The sequence below is a fragment of the Savagea serpentis genome (assembly GCF_015351395.1).
In the GTDB taxonomy this organism is placed as follows: Bacteria; Bacillota; Bacilli; order Bacillales_A; family Planococcaceae; genus Savagea; species Savagea serpentis.
This window is the reverse complement of sequence record NZ_JADKPV010000003.1, coordinates 192402-214130: the sequence shown is the minus strand read 5'-3', so window position 1 is coordinate 214130 and position 21729 is coordinate 192402. Positions and strand designations below refer to the sequence as shown.

Annotated in this window: 18 protein-coding genes; 13 read left to right on the top strand and 5 right to left on the bottom strand. The window is 38.1% G+C overall.

Going from position 1 to position 21729, the window contains the following annotated elements; all coding sequences use genetic code 11:
* Positions 1–154: 154 nt before the first annotated feature.
* The 3 genes from IRY55_RS08450 to IRY55_RS08440 all read left to right on the top strand — a co-directional run bounded on the left by IRY55_RS08450 (position 155) and on the right by IRY55_RS08440 (position 4292).
* Positions 155–2620 carry an S-layer homology domain-containing protein gene (locus IRY55_RS08450; RefSeq protein WP_194562865.1) on the top strand — a complete coding sequence of 822 codons (2466 nt, stop codon included), beginning with the start codon at positions 155–157 and terminating at the stop codon, positions 2618–2620.
* Positions 2621–2736: 116 nt separating this feature from the next.
* Positions 2737–3441 (top strand): gamma-glutamyl-gamma-aminobutyrate hydrolase family protein, encoded by a 705-nt coding sequence (locus IRY55_RS08445; RefSeq protein WP_194562864.1) that lies wholly within the window; start codon positions 2737–2739, stop codon positions 3439–3441.
* Positions 3442–3785: 344 nt separating this feature from the next.
* Entirely contained in the window at positions 3786–4292 is a 507-nt protein-coding gene (locus tag IRY55_RS08440; protein WP_194562863.1) for a zinc ribbon domain-containing protein, read from the top strand.
* Positions 4293–4427: 135 nt separating this feature from the next.
* Here the strand turns inward: IRY55_RS08440 and IRY55_RS08435 are convergent, their stop codons facing one another.
* Together IRY55_RS08435 and IRY55_RS13550 are read right to left on the bottom strand one after the other, a co-directional pair.
* Positions 4428–4544, bottom strand: a complete 117-nt coding sequence (locus IRY55_RS08435) for a transposase (protein WP_235961101.1) — start codon at positions 4542–4544, stop codon at positions 4428–4430.
* Positions 4544–4678, bottom strand: a complete 135-nt coding sequence (locus tag IRY55_RS13550; RefSeq protein WP_268920781.1) for a hypothetical protein — start codon at positions 4676–4678, stop codon at positions 4544–4546. Before IRY55_RS13550 ends, IRY55_RS08435 begins: the two co-directional genes overlap by 1 nt.
* An 88-nt stretch (positions 4679–4766) precedes the next feature.
* On the opposite strand from IRY55_RS13550, the gene tnpB reads away from it, so the two are divergent.
* Complete coding sequence (tnpB, locus tag IRY55_RS08430; RefSeq protein WP_194562862.1) at positions 4767–5918, top strand: IS200/IS605 family element RNA-guided endonuclease TnpB; 1152 nt, start codon at positions 4767–4769, stop codon at positions 5916–5918.
* 67 nt (positions 5919–5985) lie between these two features.
* Here tnpB and IRY55_RS08425 read toward each other — a convergent pair whose 3' ends face one another.
* Entirely contained in the window at positions 5986–6762 is a 777-nt protein-coding gene (locus IRY55_RS08425; protein ID WP_194562861.1) for a zinc ribbon domain-containing protein, read from the bottom strand.
* Positions 6763–6773: 11 nt separating this feature from the next.
* Positions 6774–8330: a TcaA NTF2-like domain-containing protein gene (locus IRY55_RS08420; protein WP_194562860.1), complete on the bottom strand. Its 1557-nt coding sequence runs from the start codon at positions 8328–8330 to the stop codon at positions 6774–6776.
* A gap of 203 nt (positions 8331–8533) precedes the next feature.
* Here IRY55_RS08420 and IRY55_RS08415 point away from each other — a divergent pair, with 203 nt between their 5' ends.
* Entirely contained in the window at positions 8534–8968 is a 435-nt protein-coding gene (locus IRY55_RS08415) for a hypothetical protein (RefSeq protein ID WP_194562859.1), read from the top strand.
* 569 nt (positions 8969–9537) lie between these two features.
* On the opposite strand, the gene IRY55_RS08410 is transcribed toward IRY55_RS08415, so the two are convergent.
* Positions 9538–10278 carry an IclR family transcriptional regulator gene (locus IRY55_RS08410; protein ID WP_194562858.1) on the bottom strand — a complete coding sequence of 247 codons (741 nt, stop codon included), beginning with the start codon at positions 10276–10278 and terminating at the stop codon, positions 9538–9540.
* A 148-nt stretch (positions 10279–10426) separates the two neighbouring features.
* Here IRY55_RS08410 and IRY55_RS08405 point away from each other — a divergent pair, with 148 nt between their 5' ends.
* The 8 genes from IRY55_RS08405 (at position 10427) to IRY55_RS08370 (ending at position 21336) form a co-directional block, all read left to right on the top strand.
* Positions 10427–11611: an FAD-dependent monooxygenase gene (locus IRY55_RS08405; protein WP_235961095.1), complete on the top strand. Its 1185-nt coding sequence runs from the start codon at positions 10427–10429 to the stop codon at positions 11609–11611.
* 104 nt (positions 11612–11715) lie between these two features.
* Positions 11716–12660 (top strand): fumarylacetoacetate hydrolase family protein, encoded by a 945-nt coding sequence (locus IRY55_RS08400; RefSeq protein ID WP_194562856.1) that lies wholly within the window; start codon positions 11716–11718, stop codon positions 12658–12660.
* Positions 12661–12662: 2 nt separating this feature from the next.
* Complete coding sequence (locus IRY55_RS08395) at positions 12663–13151, top strand: DinB family protein (protein WP_194562855.1); 489 nt, start codon at positions 12663–12665, stop codon at positions 13149–13151.
* Positions 13152–13249: 98 nt separating this feature from the next.
* Positions 13250–14371: a cupin domain-containing protein gene (locus IRY55_RS08390; protein WP_194562854.1), complete on the top strand. Its 1122-nt coding sequence runs from the start codon at positions 13250–13252 to the stop codon at positions 14369–14371.
* Between the two features lie 25 nt (positions 14372–14396).
* Positions 14397–15428 (top strand): TRAP transporter substrate-binding protein, encoded by a 1032-nt coding sequence (dctP, locus tag IRY55_RS08385; protein WP_194562853.1) that lies wholly within the window; start codon positions 14397–14399, stop codon positions 15426–15428.
* 137 nt (positions 15429–15565) lie between these two features.
* Positions 15566–16057, top strand: coding sequence for a TRAP transporter small permease (locus IRY55_RS08380; protein WP_194562852.1), 492 nt, complete (start codon positions 15566–15568; stop codon positions 16055–16057).
* Position 16058: 1 nt separating this feature from the next.
* Positions 16059–17336: a TRAP transporter large permease gene (locus IRY55_RS08375; RefSeq protein WP_194562851.1), complete on the top strand. Its 1278-nt coding sequence runs from the start codon at positions 16059–16061 to the stop codon at positions 17334–17336.
* A gap of 295 nt (positions 17337–17631) precedes the next feature.
* On the top strand, positions 17632–21336 hold the full coding sequence (locus IRY55_RS08370) for a YhgE/Pip family protein (RefSeq protein ID WP_194562850.1): 3705 nt from the start codon (positions 17632–17634) through the stop codon (positions 21334–21336).
* Positions 21337–21729: the final 393 nt, after the last annotated feature.

Genomic DNA, 21729 nt, shown 5'->3' with positions numbered 1-21729 from the left:
AAATATATGCTCAATTATTAGGAAATTCAGGAAATGATATAAGTATAATGAGTATAACTTCTTATGACCTTAGACGTTTTATAAAGCGAAAATACGGGAATGTTGGAAAAAGAAGTATCAAAAATAGCATGCTTATTGAAGGAGCGATTGGAAGATGAAGAAACAGAATAAATTTTTAGCCTCCGCTGTCACGACAGCATTAGTCGCATCAGCTGTATCACCGGTTATGGCGGCGTCAGATTTCACCGACGTACCGAAGCAATATGCGGACGCAGTGGATTACTTAGTACAAAATAATGTCACGCAAGGGATCGGCAATAAAAAATTCGGCACAGACAAATCGATTACACGTTTAGACGCAGCGGTTATGCTTGCGAAAATGTTAAACTTAGATACGAAAAATGCTCCAGCATCAGGCTTTACAGACGTGCCTAAAAATCGTAGTGCAGAAGTAAATGCTTTAAAAGCAGCAGGCATTATCGGCGGTAAATCAGCAACACGTTTCGGTGCACAAGATCCGATTAAACGTGGCGAGATGGCACTCATTCTTCAAAAGGCATACGACTTAAAAGGAAGCCCCGAATTGAAATTTACCGATGTTAACAAACGCTACGCTGAAGCGGTTCAAGCGATGGTTGCGAACAATATTACAAACGGTGTATCCACGACAAAATTCGGCACAGATCAAAATGTAAAGCGCGGTGACTTCGCGATTTTCCTTTTCCGTAGCGATGCGCCAACTGCAGTAGCGCCAAAAATTGAAAAAGTGAACTTCAACAGCTCGGTCGAAGCGGAAGTGACATTTAACCAAGCGATGACGAAACAATCGCTCGAAACGTATAAAAACTATTCATTCGACGGCCAACATCCTGTGGCAATATTTGGAGCAGCAGACGGTAAATCAGTCGTTCTTCAATTTGCAAGTTCAATTGAAATGTCAGAAAAAGTGGTCATCGTCGAGCCGATGACAGCAGTCGCAAAAGATAGCGCAGGTAAAGTACAACAGACGGAACGCTACCGACATGTCGTAAGCTATAGCGATAAAGAAGCCCCGAAAGTTGTTGAAGCAGCTTATGAAGATGGTCAAATCATTGTAACATTTAACGAAAAATTAGGAACAGCACCGAATGCCGTCTACGTTAAAAACAAAGCGGTAACGGCGACAATCAATCCGAAAGATCACAAGCAAGTATTGATTCCAGTCGTCTTGACTTCAGGAGAAGTGGTTGACCTTTCAGTGGATGGTGCGAAAGACGTCGTAGGTAACTTAATGAACGGTGCATACAAAGGAAAAGTAACAGCGCCTGTCATTCAAAAAGTACAACCAAACTTCAACGAAGTAGAAGTCGTCGGTCAAGATAAAGTGAAAGTAACATTAAACACTCCATTAATGTCTGATACTTTCGAAGCGCATTTACAAGAAGTGAATACGGTAAATAATACGAAGTTATCATTCAAACGTATCGGTACGACGAATGTGTACGAAGCATTCATCGATCAAAAATACTTCGGTACACGTGATGAAATGAAAGCTCAAATTATCGTGGAACCAAAAGTCATGACATCGACAACAGATTTGAAAAACGAACGTATCGTCAAAGCAGTTACGATTAAAAAAGATACAGTAGCTCCGAAAGTGATCGATAAGACGGTGTCAGAAGATCGCAAAACAGTGACATTACATTTCGATGAGCGTATTAAAGTTGACAAAACACAAGAGGCGTTACTTCAATTTGTAGACCATAATCATATTAGTCAGTTGGTTACAGGAATTAAAGTGGGTGAAGATGAAGAATCATTGATTTTTAGTTTCGAAACTCCATTAATTCCAAAGCCTTATAAAATTACTTTAGTAGAAGGATATGTTTCAGATTTATATGGTAACGCAATGGTACGTTCTGAAGAAAAATTTGAAGTAGCATTAAAGCCAGGCGAAACGTTGCCACCTGGTATTGAAAAGCCAGAAGAAAAAGAAGCTCCAAAAGTTGTCAATATTTATTCAGGTACAGTAGCGAATACGAACAGCTTAGAATATATTATTACGTACTCTACTAGCATGAGTACAGACGCAGCAAATCTTTCAACATATGAATTAAATGATGAAAAATTGCCACAATCAGCACTTATTGCGTTCCAAGATGCGCAACAAACGAAAGTGAGTATTAAGTTTCCTGAAGGGTCATTTAATATAGGCGATGCTGACAATGGTTCTCCGACAATGTTGGACGTTATGAACTTGAAGAGCCAACAAGGAAAATTATTAGTAGAAAATCGCATTCCAACGATTATTCGCGACAATACGTCAGCGAAGATTACGAAAGCAGAGCTCGCTCCGAATCATTCAACATTAACGTTAACATTCGATGAAGATTTACTTTTATTACAGAAGACTGTAAAAGAAAATGGTCAAGATGTGAAAAAAGACGTCGAAGTTTCAGACATCTTTACCATCAAAAATGCAGAAGCGACAAGTATGTCGGTTTCAGGTAATCAAGTGACGATTCAATTGAATCGCGTTCTTGACCGTGACAATCTCATCGTGGAAGTGACGAATGAAGGAAAATATTTGCGTGACGATAACAAATTTGGAGTTCAACCTCAAACATTCAAAGTACAATAATCCAAAAAGCGCTGAAAAATATTTCAGCGCTTTTTTTGTGTAAATATTCATGGAAAATCCCTTTTTCTTCTTCCACATTGTATAATAGTGAAAGAGATGAATGGGAGGAAGATAAGATGACAAAACCGATTATCGGGATTACGACATTAATGATTGAAGACGAGCGTTTCGTTTTAAATAAAAAGAACAATGAAGCGATTCAACAAGCAGGGGGCGTACCGATCATGTTGCCTCATGAATGTGAGCATGTCGAACGTTATGCCGAGATGATTGACGGTCTATTATTGACAGGTGGCCATGATGTGGATCCTTACTATTACGGCGAGGAACCTCATGAAAAAATTTCAGAATTAACGCCAACACGTGATGCGTTTGAACTTGCTTTGACGCAGCTTATGTTAGCGAAAAATAAACCAGTGTTTGGCATTTGTCGTGGGAGTCAAATGTTGAATGTGGCAGCAGGAGGTACGCTCATTCAAGATATCCCTAGTGCGGTGCCCGATGCGATTCAACATGTCCAAACGACGAAGCCAGACTATCCGATTCATAGCATTCGTTTATTAGAACAATCGAAGCTCGGAACAACTTTGGAGAAAGAAGCCGTACGTGTGAACAGCTTCCACCATCAAGCGGTGAAAGAGCTAGGGGACGGTTTTTATGCGACAGCTTGGGCATCGGATGGAATTATCGAAGCGATTGAAAGTGCGAATTATAAGTTCGCACTAGGGGTGCAATGGCATCCTGAATTGACGATTAATGCGGACGGAGAACAGTCGAATCGTCTATTTGAAGCATTCATTGAAGCATGTCGTGTGCCATAAACAATAAAGAAAACGTCTGAATGGGAAATAAAATCCGTTCAGATGTTTTTTTATTGTTTTGGTTCTGTGTAACGATAGTGCTGCGATTACGTTCATTATGCTTCGATTTTAATAGACCATCCTTTTGAAATAGTGGTGAAATTTTAAATGTTCTATAAGATTTCAAAATAAAAAAGCTTCTCCGCAATCGGAAATATTTTGACAATATTTCGTCTAAAGAATGAAAAATATAATTGAATAACGTAAATTTTCAGATAAAAAACAAGGAAAGCATTTGTAAAAGTAGGAAAATGTTATAGTATAGAGGATAACTTCAAATTTTAACCAAAGGAGGAGGAGAGAAAATGAAAGTATGTCCAACATGTCAAGCAGGGGTGAAACGTACGGAGAAAATATGTCCTTATTGTAATGCTTCCTTAAAATCATGGAAACGTCGGATGTATTGGGGAATGGGTTTTGTGATTTTACTTCTTTTAATTGCACCGATTTTCATTCATGTATATATGGATAAAGTTACATCTTCAACGAAACAAATTGATCAAATGATCATGGGGTTAGAACAAGATAATTATGCGATGTTTGCAGAAGCGGTGGGAGCACCTCTCGAACTGGAAGAGCAAGCGCAACAACATGTGCTCGATTATATGAAGAACCAGTCATTAACCGAGTTTAAAAAGCGAACGACCCGCATTACAGCTCGGGCAAAACGTGATAATAAAAATACATATGTCCATCACGAAGACGGTAGTGCCGTTTTAGACGTTCACGTTAGTAAATATAATGTATTTTATAATAAAGTGGAAGTAAAGTTACGTGAGCCTGTCCTCCACTGGGTAGCTTCACATGAATAACCGAAATTGTGTAAAAAAACAAACAGACGCCCTTTTCTCCAAAAGTTACGGAAGAGAAGAGGGCGTCTGTTATTTTATTGGGTTGGGCGTAAAACCCCTATGCCTTTAGGCTAGGGGATGTAAGCCCTGACTACCTTATGTTTGAATGTACTGTTGAATAGTCTCTTTGCTAGCATTTCTAATGCTGCATGAGAAGTATCCATCACTCCAAAAGGTTTGTTCCTTCCAGAAATGTTGAGAAACGTATTTCATCACTTATTCAAGCCTTTTCGTATTAACTCATATACAGCACCAGAGAAACTTGAAATGTAATTTTCTTTTTGGTACTTTTCGATTTCTACTACTAAATCTACCGGAAACTTAATCAACTTGGCTACACGTTTCATCGGCCTCACCCCTTTTTAAAATATATGCTTGACATACACTGTATGCCCGAAATATATTTAGTATATGCTATGAAGGAGGTGAAAAGCAATGCTTATTCACAAAGCGTATAAATTTCGTATTTACCCTAACAAAAACCAAGAAGTCTTAATTGCTAAAACAATCGGTTGCTCTCGTTTTGTATTTAATCACTTTTTAGCTAAATGGAAAGAGGCGTACGAAGAGACAGGCAAAGGGTTAACCTATTCGACTTGTTCTTCTCAATTAACACAATTAAAGAAAGAATTGGAATGGCTAAAAGAAGTAGACAGTATCGCTTTACAATCTTCCCTTAAAAACCTTGCTGACGCATATGGTAGATTTTTCAAGAAGCAAAATAAAGCACCACGATTTAAGTCTAAAAAGAATAGAGTTCAGTCGTATGTTACAAAACATACAAATGGGAACATCGCTATAGTAGGTAATAAGATTAAATTACCTAAGTTAGGTTTAGTGAAATTCGCTAAAAGTAGAGAAGTAGAAGGACGTATTTTAAACGCTACAATTAGACGTAACCCTAGTGGAAAATACTTCATATCTATACTTGCGGAAACCCAAGTAGAAAAACTACCAAAAACGAATTCTTCCATAGGGGTAGATCTTGGATTAAAAGACTTTGCGATTCTTTCGAACGGTGAAGTATTTAGTAATCCCAAATGGTTTCGTAAGCTAGAAGAAAAATTAGCAAAAGAACAGCGTATATTATCCAGAAGACGAGATTTAGCAATAAAACGAAAATGTCAATTAAGCGAAGCTAAAAACTATCAAAAACAAAGATGGAAAGTCGCAAGATTACATGAGAAGATCGTCAATGCACGAACGGATTACTTACATAAAATCTCTACTGAAATCATCAAAAACCACGATGTGATCGGAATAGAAGATTTGCATGTATCCAATATGCTAAAGAACCGCAAACTATCTAAAGCCATTAGTGAGGTTTCATGGTATCAATTCCGAACGATGTTAGAATACAAAGTAGAATGGTACGGAAAACAAGTAATCGTTGTATCCAAGACTTTTGCCAGCTCTCAATTATGCTCAAATTGCGGATACCAAAACAAAGACGTTAAAAACCTTAATCTCCGTGAGTGGACGTGCCCGTCATGTCATACACATCACAATCGAGATATTAACGCAGGACAGAATCTCAAAAAAGAAGCCGAAAGACTTCTAACCGTAGGGACTACGGGGATCGCCTAATCAATTAGAGCTCGTTAGAACTCTGTACTTAGGAATCCACTACGGCTTTAGCCTAGTGGTAGTTCAATTAAAACATATAGTTGAATTCATTTAAAAAGTCGCTAATTGGAATTCCAGCAACCGATTGATCGATGAGCATGAGAAGGAAGACATAATACACAATCCATAAAGTAACCATTAATATTATATTCATAATGACCGGGTCTAATTTTGGTTGTGACGGTAAAATAGTACGATTTAATAAATAGAAAGGTAAAATATACATTAAAAAGGCGAGCGCTGCGACGAAAACAATCGTGACAAATGTCGGTAACAGGCCGATGAAGCGTAAAAGACCAATCGCTAAAAATGTGATAATAAAATAGGACGCATTAGAGCCGACATGCTCGAGCATCATTTTAAATTGGAAGCCTTTGCCGCTGACGAAAGTCGCAAACGCTACAGCGACGAGAACGAGCGCTGCTAATAAAGCAAACAGTAATAAAAACACAAAAAATGCTTTAATGAAAAACGCAAACTTACTTTCTCCAACATACGCTAAATAAGCACTTGCTGGCACATAAATGAGCATCGTCATCGCGAATGCCATCGATAAGAAAAGGACGATCAAATTCAAGAAACTATGTTTCGTATGTTGCCCAGGCTCTTGAAATGAAAGACTTGGATTTTTTAATACGCGCATGAAAAATTGAAAATATACTTGAGACTGTTGCTTTAACGCCTCGACTTGTGGGTTTTGTTGTGGTGGAGTGTTTGGAGCGGTTTGTTCGCCCATCGGATTTCCGCACTTTCCACAAAACGCCCCCGATTGTTGCGGATTTCCGCATTTTGAACAGTATTGCATGAGTTAGCCTCCTAAGATTTATTCGTTTGTTTAATTGAAATGTCTGTGATGTATAACTGTCCGTCAATTATTTGAACAGTATATTCTTTCGTTCGATTGTATTGCGTCGTTTTTCCATCATAGAAATCAAATGCCTCTACTGAGGTGAAGACGAATGTATCGTCTGTTTCAGACAATAGAGATGTATCGAAACGATGGAAGTGATAGGCAGCACTCGCTGCCGTATCATTGACGAATTTTATATATTCGTTTTGAATTTTCGAATTCGGTGGAAAATATTCTTGAATATAATTTCCACTAGAGAAATTTAAACCTTTTTCGAAATCTTCTCGGAAATGAACAATCAGTTGTTCAGCTTCTTCCGCAGTAAAGCTTGCGGGAAATACTTTTTGAAGTAAAGCTGAGTCGAAAGGTAGTTCAATAAAATGAGCATGATTATCGTCTACAACTACTTTAGCCGACTGAATTGTTTCCTTTTCACGTTCTAATTGAAGTTGAAGTTCAAAAGGTTTGTCGCTTTTAAAAAATGGAACGGTTAACGGTTCATCCATAGACGTCCAAGACAGTTTAGATTTTTCCCCGTTGACGAGTAAAGTGAGTGTTCCGGGTGACAAATCGTGTTGAATATTTGTATGAACGATCATGCCGAATGTTTCGGCAGAGAAGGTAGTTTCCCATTCTCCAGCTGGTGTGATCTGGACTGGATACTGCATTTCTTTTTCGCCAAACGGAATATCGTCCGCTTGTAATGTCACTTCATATTCTCCGACTAAAAAAGTACCGACCGTTTTTAATTCTTCAGTTAATGTATGCTCTTCTCCGTACACATCGAGCTTTAATGATGCGAAATCAGTATTCGCTTGCCATGCATATGAGTTCGGAACGACGTCAATGGTATCGTAGATGAGCCACTTTTTCGGTTCGATATATCCGAATGTTTCTCCATTTAAATCATTCACGGTCGCGTAAAATTCCTCATTTGTCATACTGAGTGCTTGAAGAAGTTCACGCTTCAAATCATTGCTCGTAAAACCTTGTTTTTCATAATATTGAAAGAATGATTGCGGTTCATAAATAATGCCTTGTTGAATCGTTAAATAATCGAACATCGCTTCATCTTTTGCTTCATAAGCTGTCACAATTTGATCGATTTTTTTCATCGGGTCGACTAAGCTTTGCATAATAAAGTGAGCGATAATCAATAGTACAATCGTTAATCCGGTAATCCCCCACCCAATTTTCGCTCCTTTTGACATCGGTTTTTTGGGTAGCGATGGTTGAGGAGGAATCGGAGGAGGACTGCTTGGCTGTTTAGGTTGTGGGTCTTCAACGATAGAAGAATCATGTTCAGTTGACGGAGGCGGCTTCGGAATATGCGAATAAGGGGTGTTTCCGATTCCAGCAGGAGCTCCTACTTCTCCATGATCATGAAGCGCCTCCTCGTCTTTCAAAGCTTGGTCAGAGGCTACCTCTTCTAGTTGAGGATCCGGAAGCAGTTGACCACACGTAGAACAAAACTTCATGTCAGGATTTGCTTCTGTCCCACAATTTGTACAAAATTGCTTCATCTCTTTTCTCCTTTTCTTACGATATTTGTCAAAAATCATTCGACTTATTTATCATAGCATAGGTCAACTCAATCTCCCATACCGATTACAGAAAAAGGGAGAAGACAGACATTTGAACAACTATTGACAGTTTCACAAATTACACAAAAACTACACAAACGATTCGTATGTTAACGGTAGTAGAAAGAAAGGGAGGCGTAGTCGTGAAACGAGAATTCGGTTGGATCATCGCATTTATCATTGTCTTCATGATAGGAGGACATTTTTATATGAATAGTATTACGACATTTAAACATACAGGAGATCCTATTTTACAAACGATTCGAGACGATGATCAAGTAGCTTTTTTTCGAGAATTAAAAATTGATGTTGTGGATGTAGAAGCGGCAACTGCCTATTTTGAGAAGACGAAGCAACAAGATCTCGAAAAATTAAAAGAAAGAATGTTAGAAGTAGAACAAGTCGTTTATGAAACGGACCGTCCAGCACTTGTAGAACATGAAGACGGGTCCCAGCAATTTTTACTATTCCCGAAAACATGGTTGTGGTTTTACCATTCTATCGATGTACAAACCCCCATTTCTGTAAGAGAAACAATCGAACAAGCGACATTCGAAGAGAAAGCAAAAAGAAAATAGTAATCAAAAAGAAAACTTAAGTGAAGGACTAAAGGTCTGAAGCTTAAGTTTTTTATATTTGAAAATAGAAATGAAATAGAGAATACGCAGGAAAAGAAATTTAAAAGAAAGGTTTAGAAGAGAAGCCCAACACGCTATTAGAATAGAGAAGAAAAGTTTGAATGAAAGGATAAGAGGGGAAAGGAAAGAAAGAAAAAAAGACCCTTAACCTGCCAGAGTAGGAGAATTTATTTCCGGGAAAAGAAATAAATTAAAAACAGGTTAAGGGTTCAAAAAAGAGATTAAGAGACTTCTATAGACTACTATGATTAGGATAATAGGCATAATCTTTAAAGTAGTTCTATAGATACCAAGATTATATAACTAAAGTCCTTCTAATTCAAGGACTATTGAATTAATTTCATATTAAAAAAATTAAATTATTTGTATTTTTGATAAAGAAGCAAAGACACAGGATAAGATTTAATTTTCAAATATGAGATTTTCAAAATAAGAAACGCATGAAATCAAGGTTTTAACTTTTGATTTCATGCGTTTCTTGGATTATCAGAGATTTTGACCTAATTTCATTATTTAGAATGATATCCAAACTGTTTGGATATAGATTGTTGAACATTTAAAAACAATTCAGTTCTTTCATCGTCGATTGAGTCTGGAATTTGATCTGAGAATCCAACAGCAATCAATGTTCCAATTAATTCTTTATTGAAAGAGAGGATGGGCGATGAAAAAGAAGAGACTGATTTAATTAAAGGCTCTTTTGAAAAAGCTACTTTCTTTTCGGAAATTTCTTTTTGTTCTTTTGCACTTAAATCATAAGCTTGCTCAAACCAAATAGGTGAAATTTCATTTTCATAAAAAGTTCGAAAAATTTTACCTGAAGAAGATTGAGGTGGCAAGATTGTACCTAGTTGTGCCCCAATATTAATCGATTGATTTGGACTCCATATTTTCGTGATGACGGGGCCGTTGAACGTCGCAATGGCAAATAAAATTGAAGTATTCAATTGAGCTCCTAGTTTATGTAAATATGGAGAGATGATTTCGTGCACGTCTTGATTGGCGATTGCTTCTACTCCATATTCAATTAACTTGGGACCAGTGTAATAAAATCCCGATTCTTCACTTTTCGTCACAACTCCTGAAATAAGTAAAGTATTTAAATACTTATATAAATTACTTTTTGTCATTTGCGTCTTTTCTTGTATGTCGACAAATCTTAGGGGAGTATCACTCGTTGCGATTAAGTTTAATACACGTAGTCCAATGTCTAAAGATTGAATTGTTGTGCCGTCTTTGACAATTTTCATATGATTCACTCCTTGCTATCCATCAGTAGTGTACTCTACTCACTATTTAGAAAGCAATCGAAAAGAAAGTTGACAAATAAAAAAAGTATTTTATAATTATCTAAATAGAGAAATGAGTTCTCTATAAAGAGAAAAAGGAGTGATGGTGATGAATGAAAAAATAATCGTAGTCGGCGGTGGAATTGGTGGATTAACGATTGCTCTCGGCATAGCAAAAGAGAAAAAGAGCGTAATTGTTTTAGAGCAAGCCCCTGAGTTTGGTGAAGTAGGAGCGGGAATTCAATTGGCAGCGAATGCAACCAATGTTTTACAAGATCTCGGTGTTATGGACAAAATTAAAGAAATTGGAGTATTTCCAAATCGTCTCGTTCTTATGGATGCTTTTTCAGGCGAAGAATTGTCTGCTTTACAATTAGGAGAAGTTTATGAAAAACGATATGGAGCTCCTTATGTAGTGCTACACCGTTCGGATTTGCACAAGGTTTTATATGATGCATGTGCTGAAAGTGAATATATTGAACTTGTTACTAATCAACAAGTGAAAAATGTTGTAGATGAAGGAGAGCGCGTTATTGTTACGAGTGCTAATGGAGACGTACATGAAGGAACATCAATCATCGGGGCCGATGGTATTTGGTCAGAAGTGCGAAAACAATTCGTTCAAGATGAAGCGGTGTGTTCAGAGTATGTCGCATATCGTGGCGCAATTCCTACAAAAGAAATTGGAAACGACATTGGAAATTTAGATGATGTTTACATGTGGATTGGGCCTAACTTACATTTAGTCCAGTATCCTGTTCGTAAAGGAGAACTGTACAATCAAGTCGTCGTCTTCAAAAGTGAATCGTATCGACCAGAAATTGAACAAACTGATCAGTGGGGGACACCAGAAGAGATGGATACGGTATTTACAGGAACGTGCGATCGTGTTCAACATGCCATTAGTTTTATTCAGCGTCAACGTCGTTGGCCGATGTATGATCGTAATCCGATTGATACTTGGACGAAAGGAAATATTGCTTTATTAGGAGATGCAGCACATCCGATGCTTCAATATTTAGCGCAAGGAGCGTGTCAAGCTTTCGAAGATGCAGCTTATTTAACGCAACAAATGAAAGAAAAAGCGACAGTGCAAGACGCTTTCGAAGCATATGCAGAAGAACGGATTCCAAGAGCATCATTCGTTCAAACGAGTGCACGCGTTTGGGGAGAGATTATTCATGCGGAAGCGCCTGAAACAATTTTATTGCGAGATACGATTATGAAAAGTCGTGATTCATTAGACTTTACGTATATCGATCAATTCCATGGTTACAAAGTAGAAGAAAAATAAAATTCAGAATATTGACATATAAAACAACGTATTATATCATTAAGGAACTTAATTCACTATTAGTGGTTAAGGAAAATATTATAAGGATAAGGTGGATTGCTCTTATGAAACTAATCACTTTTGAAATGAATGGATATCGTGCGATCGGCGCTGTTTTAAAAGAGGATATCATCGTCGATTTACATGAATCGTATAAAGCTTATTTACAATCACAAAATAAATATCGCTATGAAGAAATCGCCAATGCATTCGTTCCGTCAACTATGGAAGCGTTTTTACAAGGTGGAGACGAAGCGATAGAAGAAGCAAAAAAAGCCATTGCATTTGCAGAACAACAAGAAGATGCAACGACACGAAAATTAATTTATGCACGTGATACCGTGAAATTTTTATCACCTATTAACAACCCAGAAAAAATTATTTGTGTCGGACACAACTATCGTGAGCATATTTTAGAGATGGGACGAGAAATTCCGGAGTTTCCTGTCGTATTTGCTAAATTTGCAAACACAATTATCGGACCAGAAGATGATATTCCATTTTATCCGATTTCAGAACAGTTAGATTATGAAGCGGAATTCGTATTTATCGTTGGAAAAGAAGCGAAAAACGTAAAAGAAGAAGATGCGCTTGATTATGTAGCTGGTTATTCTATCGCCAACGACGTAACTTATCGCGACATTCAGCGTCGTACACTCGAATGGTTACAAGGAAAAAGTGTAGATGGGAGTGCGCCTATTGGACCTTGGATGGTAACGCGTGATGAATTGGCAGACCCATCAGGACTCGGTGTTACATTGAAAGTAAATGGTGAGGTACGTCAGCAAACGAATACAGAAAACTTAGTGTTCACTGTTCAAAAACTCATTGCTTTCCTTTCTAACTTAATGACGTTAAAACCGGGAGATGTCGTCTTAACAGGCACACCAGGTGGTGTCGGTGTAGCGATGGATCCACCACAATTTTTGAAAGATGGAGACGTCGTAACAATCGAAATCGACAAAGTCGGTGTTCTTGAAAATCGTGTAAAAGCACAAGGAGGCAACTAAGCGTGAGCGTTCAAAAAAAGATAGATTCGATTACGAATTATGTCAATGAAATTGTAGGTGTCGTCTCAAAATTGGATGATAAAGTAATTGCCTACATCCCTTCAGAAGAAGAATGGTCCATTGCGCAAGTGCTATCTCATTTAAACGAAGCGATTCCGTACTGGTTAAGCGAAGTAGAAAATGTCATCGCCACACCAGGTAGTAAGTGGGGGCGTGGACTTCAACATGAAGGGCGTTTAGAAGCAGTGGCAAACCCGACAAGCATTAATGGGCGCGCAGAACTTAAAAAGTTACAAACGATGCCGACTCTCGTTGCCCAAAAAATTAACGGTTTAACTGATGAGCAGTTAGCGGCAGAAAATCCACACCGTAATTTCGAACGTTTCGGAAACAAGCCAGTCGCTTTCATTATTGATCATTTCATCGACGAACATGCGGCGACTCATTTGAAACAAATTCGTCGCAACATTAGTAAGTGGAACGAACAATAATGGAGACGAGACAGTAAGTAGCCTCATAAATTGGAGGCTTACTTACTCTCTTCTTCTTATAAAAATAAAAAAGAGTATAAAAATAAGGAGAGAATAAAATGAGTGAAAATAAGCAAGATGTTCAACAGTTTATGAAAAGTAATGTCGTAAAAGAGTTTACTGCAGACATTCAGCAGTATAACTTAGGACCACTTTGGGAAGCGATTCCAGAAATTATGAATAAAAACCCACGTCCTCAAGCGGAAGCATATTTATGGAGTGGAGAATTATTAAAGAAAAAATTAATGGAAGCTTCAGAAATTTTCACTCCTGAACGTGGGGGAGAACGTCGCGCAATTTATTTCCAAAATCCAGGTTTAACTTATCGCCAACCGTGGGGATGGGCGTCGACGACTCAAACATTGTATGCAGCAGTTCAACTTTTATTGCCAGGAGAGGAAGCGCCTTCACACCGTCATACTCAAAGTGCTTTACGTTTCATTTCAGAAGGGAAAGGTGCCTATACAATCGTTCAAGGAGAACGTGTTTATATGGAAGAAGGAGACTTTTTAATTACGCCCAAAAATTTATGGCACGGACATGGTCATGTCGGAGATGAACCGATGATTTGGATGGACGCATTAGATATTCCAACTATTTATTCAATTGGTGGGACGTTCTTTGAGCCATATGAAGATGGTTTACAACAACCAAATGTTCCAGATAATTTCTCGGAACTTCGTTATAGTGGAGGGATGGTTCGTCCAGTAGGCGATGAGCGTTTTGATGTCGCACCATTAGCGAATTATAAATGGTCGCGCACGACGGATGCAATTAAAGGATTGATGAATTTCGATCCAGATGAATATGAAGGATATGCAGTGGAATATATTAATCCATCCACTGGAAAAACAGCGAATCCAACGATGGGAACACGTATGCAACATTTGCCGAAAGGATTTAGTACGAAAGCGCAACGTCATACACATTCAACAATTTACCACGTCCATCGCGGTGAAGGATATACGGTGATTAATGGCATTCGTTTCGACTGGAAACAAGGTGATTACTTCGTTGTGCCAAACTGGGCATGGTCAGAGCATCACGCAATGTTAGACAGTTATTTATTCTCTGTGAATGATATTCCGATTATGGAGCGTTTCGATTTAGAACAACGCGAACAATTGGAAAAAAATAATGGGCAACAACAAGTAACAGGCGAATTTAAAGCAATTCGTTAAATTATAAAGCAAATGAGGGATATGGATGATGAAGAAAAATTGGTTAATCGTCGCGATGATTAGTTTAATGCTTGTTTTAGCTGCATGCGGTGATAAAAATGAAGCGACAAATAGTAAAGAAAATGGGGAACCAGCAACAGGTGTCAATGAACATAATTTTAAAATTTCACACGTCGTTCAAGAAACACATGTATGGCATAAGACAGCTGAAAAATTTAAAGAAGAATTGGAAGCGTTATCAGAGGGCAAGATGACGGCTACTATTTATTCAGCAGCGTCATTGGGTCTAGAAGCAGATATGGTACAACAATTAGAAACAGGAACACTCGATTTCGGATTTTTGACGAATGCTTATATGAGTACACGAGAAGAATCATTGAACGGTTGGTTTATGCCGTTTGTTTTTGAAGACTTAACAGAAGCGGTGAAAATGCGCGAATCTGAAGAAGTGAAAGAAATGTTGAGTGAATTAAACTCACAAGGATTAGTCGGTTTAGATTTTGCTTTTGCAGGTAATCGTCATATTTTATCAAAAGATGGATTTATTGAATCACAAGAAGATTTAAAAGGTAAAAAAATGCGTATTATTGGTAGCCCAGCAATGCAAAGCTTCTGGGAAGAAACAGGGGCAGGTCCAACAGCTATGCCACTTCCAGAAGTGTATACATCCCTTCAAACAGGTGTCATTGATGGAATGGATATCGATTTAGACGCATTGATGACAGAAAAATATTATGAAAATGCAAACTATTTAACATTGACGAACCATATGACATTCCCAACTGTTGTCGTTATGAGCAGTAAAATCTTTGACGGTTTATCAGAAGAGGAGCAAAAGATTGTTCAGAAGGCAGTGAAAAATGCAGTTGACTGGGGAGCGGATGAAGCAGTTGCTCGCGAAGCGACAAATTTAGAGGAACTGAAAAAGCTTGGCGTAGAAGTAGCGACATTCGATTCACCTGAAACATTTGAAAAAGCCACAACATCTGTCCGCGAACAATACTCAGAGAAATCAGATATTATTAAACGATTCATTGAAAAATCATTAAACAATTGATCGCTATTTCCAACAAAACAGCGGTAGCGATTTTGTAAATGCTGTAGTAAGAAAGAGAAGCGAAGCGCCTCGAGTATGAAATGTGCTTCGCTTTTCTTGTATGTAAAGTAAGAGATTTAAAAAGGAGTGGAACGACGATGAAAGCAGTTCAAAAAATAAGCGATTTCGTTTTTCGCATTGAACAGGCGATCGCTATGCTGTTTGGAGCAGTCATTTTGTTGACATTATCTTTAGGGGTACTCTACCGTTACATTTTAGAAAAGCCACTCATTTGGTCTGATGAGCTAGCGTTATTTTCATTAGCTTGGATTACTTTTATCGGAGGAAGTATGGGTATTAAAAAGAAAGTGTCACCATCTGTATCCATGCTGACAGACGCTTTACATGGAAAAACGAAAAAAATAGTCGAGTTGATTAGCTTAGGATTATTGTTAGCATTCATTGGCTTTATGTTATGGATATCAATTGGATGGTTAACTTCTCCAAACATTGCCGTCCAACAATTAAGCACATTAAAATGGCCAAAAGTGTATGCTTATTTATGTATACCGATCAGTTTCACTTTTATGTTTATTCACGTTCTGTCTCAATGGATTCAAGTCGCGATGTATGAAGCGGAGGTGAAGTAATATGACGATCGCTTTAATCGCCTTTGCGATATTCCTTCTATTAAATGTACCGATTGCTTTTGTGCTCGGTATGACGACTATTGTTTATATTTTTGCATCTGGTTCAGCAGGTTTAATCGATACGGCTCCTCAGCGATTATATTCCGCAATGGAAAACTACGGACTACTTGCGATACCCTTATTTATGTTAGCAGGAGAATTGATGAATAATGGGGGAATCACGAAACGTCTCATTGAATTCGCTCAAAAGTTTATCGGCCACTTTAAAGGTGGACTCGCTTATGTTAACGTCGTCGCGAATATGTTACTAGCATCCATTATCGGATCAGCGACCGCTCAAATTGCGATGATGAGTCGCACGATGGTTCCTTCGATGGAAAAAGAAGGATACTCAAGAGAGTTTAGTGCAGCGACAACAGCAGCAGCAGGACTTTTAGGCCCGATTATTCCACCAAGTATGTTATTTATTATTTACGGTGTCGGTTCAGGTGTTTCCATCGGATCGATGTTTATGGCTGGAGTATTACCTGGACTCGTTTTAGCGCTCGTGTTTATTTTACTCATTACGCTTATCGGAATGAAAGAGAATTGGCCTGTGAAAGAGCGTGCACAAATGAAGGAAGTATTACAATCTTTCATTAAAGTCATTCCGGCATTGCTCGTACCGACTACGATTATTTTCGGTATTTTAAGCGGAACGTTTACAGCGACAGAGTCAGCGGCCATTGCTTGTGTTCTCGCTATTTTCGTAGGAGGTGTTTTTTACCGAGAACTTAACTTTAAAAAAATACCACAAATACTTTCTAATACCGTTATGACAACAGCAGTCATTACATTATTAATTGCGATGGCTGGTTTATTTGGATGGATGTTATCGTTTGAACAAGCTCCGCAAAAGATTGCACAATGGATGGTAACTTTAACAGACAATCCATTACTCTTTTTATTAATTGTTAACTTGTTTTTACTTTTCATCGGTATGTTTATGGATGGAATTGCAGCACTCATCATTTTAGTTCCAATTTTCACTCCACTTTTAGCGACATATGGAATTAATCCGATTCATTTCGGTGTTATTATTAGTATTAACTTAACAATCGGTTTATTAACGCCTCCTGTTGGTTCAGGTTTGTATATCGCATCGTCGTTATCAGATGTACCTTTACCGAAACTTATAAAGGCGATTTGGCCATTTTTATTAGCTTCTTTCATCGCCTTATTACTCATCACATATATTCCAAGTCTTTCACTTTATTTACCAACATTACTTAATTCATAATATGAAATGCCTCCTATAAATAGGAGAGAAAAAGCATACTTATCATAAATATTCCAAAACGAAAAGCGTACTTAGCAAATTGGCTAGTATAGAGTCAGAGTAACACGGGCTCCATACTAGCCAATTTTCATGAGGATATTATTGATCATATTGATATTTCAAAATAATAAATAAAAAGAATGAGTATATGTGTTCAATGGCTTTTCTTCATTAATTCATGTAAAATGAGAACAATTCAAAGAGACTCGAAGGAAAGTTTTTTAGTAATGGAATGAGTGAAGATGAGGAGATCGATATGAAAAATATTTTCCATATATTTAAAACGGATTTAAAAAACATCGTGCAAAACCCAGCGTCGATTATTGTAATCGTCGCTTTGATGTTTTTGCCTTCCTTATATGCTTGGCTTAATATTGCTGCATCATGGGATCCGTATGCGAATACACGTGGTGTTTCTGTCGCCGTTGTCAGTACAGACGTAGGGGCTGTCGTGGAGGATAAAGAACTGAATATCGGGGACGATGTTGTCTCGGGACTCGCTAAAAATGATAAACTCGGATGGAAATTCGTAACAAAAGATGAAGCGATTCACGGTGTCAAACATGGCGATTATTATGCTGCTATTATAATCCCGGAAGACTTCACCGAAAATTTGACGAGTGTCATTACAGATGATATTGAAAAACCTGTTCTCGATTATTACATTAACGAAAAAGTGAACGCGATTTCTCCGAAAGTTGCAGGGTCCGGAGCGAGTGCCATCGTGGAAAATATCCAAAGTCATTTCGTAGAAGAAGTGAATAAAACGATGATGGGTGCGTTCAATGATTTAGGCATTAGTTTAGAAGATAATTATGATTCCATTCAAAAGGTGCGAGATGCTGTTTTTGAACTGGAAGAGAATTTACCAGAAATCGAATCACTTATGCACACGGCAGACCGTGATTTAGACCGTGCGAAATCGGCGATTACACGTTCATATGATGCGGTAGACCGTGTCGGAGAAGTAGCGGGAGATGCGAGAGAATCGAATGAACGCTTACGTGAACGCTTGACGGATAGCCAAGAATCACTACATGAAACATTGGACCGCATTTCCGATAACTTCATAAAAGTGAGTGAAACAGTCGGTGATATTCCGAATACGACAGACAAAATTCGAGATCGTGAACAAGATGTCGACCGATTGATTGACTCACTCGAAAAGCAGCAAGATCGCATCGATGAAGGGAAAGACCGTTTGGACGAACTCATCGAGTTTTTACAAGATACAGATGCGAGTTTGAAAGAGAAAGAGCGACTCCAAAAAGTTATGGATCGTCTCGATGATCAAAAAGATCGACTGTTGCGCTTGCAGTATGACATCGATGGATATATTCAAGATTTGAAAGACGGAAAATTACTCGATTTAAAAACAATACAAGCGATGAAAGAAACATTGGAAAAAATCGATGAAACGATCGGTAGTATTTTAACGTCATTAGAAGATATCATTTTGAACGTCGTTGATTTCCGCATCGATTTATTGGAAGAATTGAAAGACACGTACAAAGATCTAGCCGCTTGGTCGACGCCAGAAGATCCGACCGTTGTCGAACAGGAAAAAACGAAACAACGTTTGAAAAAGGATAGCGAAGATGTGGAGTCACCAGATCCACGTAACCAACCGGTTCATCCTTATTTAAAAACAACATTAGCTCCACAATTGGAGCGATGGAAAACAGAAGAAATTTCAAAATCAGAATTGTTAGCGACGCAATTATTATTACGTGAAAAGACGATTGAAGCGACGCGTGTCCGCAATGATTTAGATCGACGTTTGCTCATTATGAAAGCATATGAGCGCGAATTGGAGAAAAAACCTGGCGAAAAAGAAGTATATCCGATCGCAGATTTAACGGAACGTGCGAAAGATATGGATGCTTTGTTAGCGGAATTGCGTACATTACGCCGTGAAGTCGGGCGACTCCACACGTTCGATAAAGTAAATGATGAAATAATCGCAGTGGATAAGCAAATTGCTTTAGAACAAGATAAGAAAAAGTTAGCGGACTTAAAAGCATATAGAGAAACTTTACTCAAACAAAAAGAAGACATGCTAAAAGAAAATAAAGAAAAAATTGAAGATGAAACTGGCTGGATTACGAAAAAAGAAGGTCTGCTTACACAGACGAACTTGCTCGTTGCCTCAATCGGAGAATTTCATGGATTAGTCAAAGATGAAATACGTCCGAAGGAAGGGACGAAACCAGAACGTCCAAAACCAGAAGAAAAACCGGAAACAAAACCTGAGGAAACCCCTGGCATAGAAACACCGGAAGAAAAGCCAGAACCAAATCCTGAAGAGAAACCGACGGAGGAAAAACCTTCAGAAAGTAAACCGGAAGAGAAGCCGGAAGAAAAGCCGGAAGAAAAACCGGAAGAGAAGCCAGAACCTTCACAACCAGAGGAGAAACCAGAACCGGCTCCTGAAGAGAAACCAACAGAAGAAAAGCCTACTGAAGAACAAGCAGCAAATGATACTCGTAGCTTATTCAGTACAAAAGTGAAAGCGGCAGAGCCGGAAGAAAACAAGACATACGAAGAAGATAAAATTATAGAGGGTATTAAACGGACGACCGAATATTTAGAGTCACATAAAAAAGATATTGAAAAGAAAATGGAAGAATTGCGCGAGCTTTCTTTACTCAATACGAAACTTGTCGAAGCGATTGAAGACCAACTGAAAAACCCGAAACGTTTAATTAGTTTAATGGAACGTTTGTCTAATCAGGTGGGGAATACCGTTGATACGGTAACGAGTTTGCAAGATTCGGTTCAAGATTTAATGAACCGTATTGATGATATTGAATTTTTTGATAAGGAAGTCGAGCGAATCGAAAAATTAAAACGAGATTTGGATGAATTTAAAGGGTCTATCGATGATTTCATCGCTCGTTTAAATGATACGACTGCTTCTATTGGAGAGACGCTTGACAATATCGACCGTCGTGCGTACGACTTAGAACAATCTCTATTAGATTCAGCCGTCTATGTCGATACAGATATGCGCAAAAAATTTGATGATATGTTCGAAAGTGCGCATTCGAGTGTTGATCGACTCGATAAAATTGTCGACCGTGTTGATGAAACCGTTCCAAAAATGCGAGATACGGTAACGAAAGTCGACGAAGCAATTGATAAAGGTCGTGAAAAATTAGATAAAGTGGAAGAGCACTTCCCAGATGCGAAGCAAGCGACACTCGATATCGCCGCCAAGATTCGTGAATTGGAAGACCAAGGAGATTTGGATGAGCTCATTGACTTTTTACGTAATGATCCACAGCGGGTCAGTGAATTTTTCGCAGAACCTGTCAACCTAGACGAACATAAATTGTACCCAATTCCGAACTACGGTTCTGGAATGAACCCATTCTATACGACGCTCGCATTATGGGTAGGTGGACTATTACTCGTTTCAGGATTGAAAGTGGACGTCGATGATAAAGAAAACTATAAGAGTTACGAAGCGTACTTTGGGCGTTGGATTTTATTCGTCTTAATCGGCATTATCCAAGCAGCTATTGTAACGATTGGAGACATCTTTATAATGGGCACCTATGTCGTCGATAAATTGATGTTCGTGTTACTTGGAATGCTGATCAGTACAGTATTCATTACAATCGTCTACACACTCGTGTCGATTTTCGGAAACACAGGAAAAGTGTTCTCCATCGTTCTCCTCGTCATGCAAATCGGGGGATCAGGAGGGACATTCCCTGTCCAAATGGCGCCAGATTTCTTCCAAGAAATTCACCGATTTTTACCGTTCACCCATGCGATTACATTATTGCGTGAAGCGGTCGGAGGAATTTTATGGTCCATCGTTTGGAAAAATATGTTCTACATCTCGATGTACATCGTCCTATCCTTCATTGCGGGGATTGCATTGAAACGATTGTTCAACATGTCGAGCGACCGATTTATGGAAAAAGCGAAGAAAAGTAAAATTGTCATTTAATGATGGTGAAAAAGCTATCTGGAAAGTGGAACTTCTCACTTTTTAGATAGCTTTTTTTCATCGCTTCATTTTTAAAAAAGATAAGAAAATTCAAAATGTAAAGAAAAATTATAATATTAAGAAAACAAAATATTTTTCGGAATAAGAAAATATATGGAAGCTTAACATGACAATTTTGACCTATTTTTAATTTCTGTCTTGCAACAGAACGTATCTCGATGATAAACTACAAGTATATATTTGCGAAATATGGTAGAAACAAGCGGAAATAGATTTTTGTCTTCGGAATGATTTAGTATTTCACAAAAATAGTATTGTGAATCGTTTCTTTGTATAGTATATTAAGGAACAAGTTTACAATGAGTGCTTATTCACTGTATGAAAGCATTTCGC

What these genes read in the sequence shown, in the direction of transcription:
- IRY55_RS08450 (WP_194562865.1), top strand. Translation starts at nt 155, where the DNA reads ATGAAGAAACAGAATAAATTTTTAGCCTCCGCTGTCACGACAGCATTA.
- IRY55_RS08445 (WP_194562864.1), top strand. Translation starts at nt 2,737, where the DNA reads ATGACAAAACCGATTATCGGGATTACGACATTAATGATTGAAGACGAG.
- IRY55_RS08440 (WP_194562863.1), top strand. Translation starts at nt 3,786, where the DNA reads ATGAAAGTATGTCCAACATGTCAAGCAGGGGTGAAACGTACGGAGAAA.
- IRY55_RS08435 (WP_235961101.1), bottom strand. Translation starts at nt 4,544, where the DNA reads ATGAAATACGTTTCTCAACATTTCTGGAAGGAACAAACCTTTTGGAGT.
- IRY55_RS13550 (WP_268920781.1), bottom strand. Translation starts at nt 4,678, where the DNA reads ATGAAACGTGTAGCCAAGTTGATTAAGTTTCCGGTAGATTTAGTAGTA.
- tnpB (WP_194562862.1), top strand. Translation starts at nt 4,767, where the DNA reads ATGCTTATTCACAAAGCGTATAAATTTCGTATTTACCCTAACAAAAAC.
- IRY55_RS08425 (WP_194562861.1), bottom strand. Translation starts at nt 6,762, where the DNA reads ATGCAATACTGTTCAAAATGCGGAAATCCGCAACAATCGGGGGCGTTT.
- IRY55_RS08420 (WP_194562860.1), bottom strand. Translation starts at nt 8,330, where the DNA reads ATGAAGCAATTTTGTACAAATTGTGGGACAGAAGCAAATCCTGACATG.
- IRY55_RS08410 (WP_194562858.1), bottom strand. Translation starts at nt 10,278, where the DNA reads ATGAAAATTGTCAAAGACGGCACAACAATTCAATCTTTAGACATTGGA.
- IRY55_RS08405 (WP_235961095.1), top strand. Translation starts at nt 10,427, where the DNA reads ATGAATGAAAAAATAATCGTAGTCGGCGGTGGAATTGGTGGATTAACG.
- IRY55_RS08400 (WP_194562856.1), top strand. Translation starts at nt 11,716, where the DNA reads ATGAAACTAATCACTTTTGAAATGAATGGATATCGTGCGATCGGCGCT.
- IRY55_RS08390 (WP_194562854.1), top strand. Translation starts at nt 13,250, where the DNA reads ATGAGTGAAAATAAGCAAGATGTTCAACAGTTTATGAAAAGTAATGTC.
- dctP (WP_194562853.1), top strand. Translation starts at nt 14,397, where the DNA reads ATGATGAAGAAAAATTGGTTAATCGTCGCGATGATTAGTTTAATGCTT.
- IRY55_RS08380 (WP_194562852.1), top strand. Translation starts at nt 15,566, where the DNA reads ATGAAAGCAGTTCAAAAAATAAGCGATTTCGTTTTTCGCATTGAACAG.
- IRY55_RS08375 (WP_194562851.1), top strand. Translation starts at nt 16,059, where the DNA reads ATGACGATCGCTTTAATCGCCTTTGCGATATTCCTTCTATTAAATGTA.
- IRY55_RS08370 (WP_194562850.1), top strand. Translation starts at nt 17,632, where the DNA reads ATGAAAAATATTTTCCATATATTTAAAACGGATTTAAAAAACATCGTG.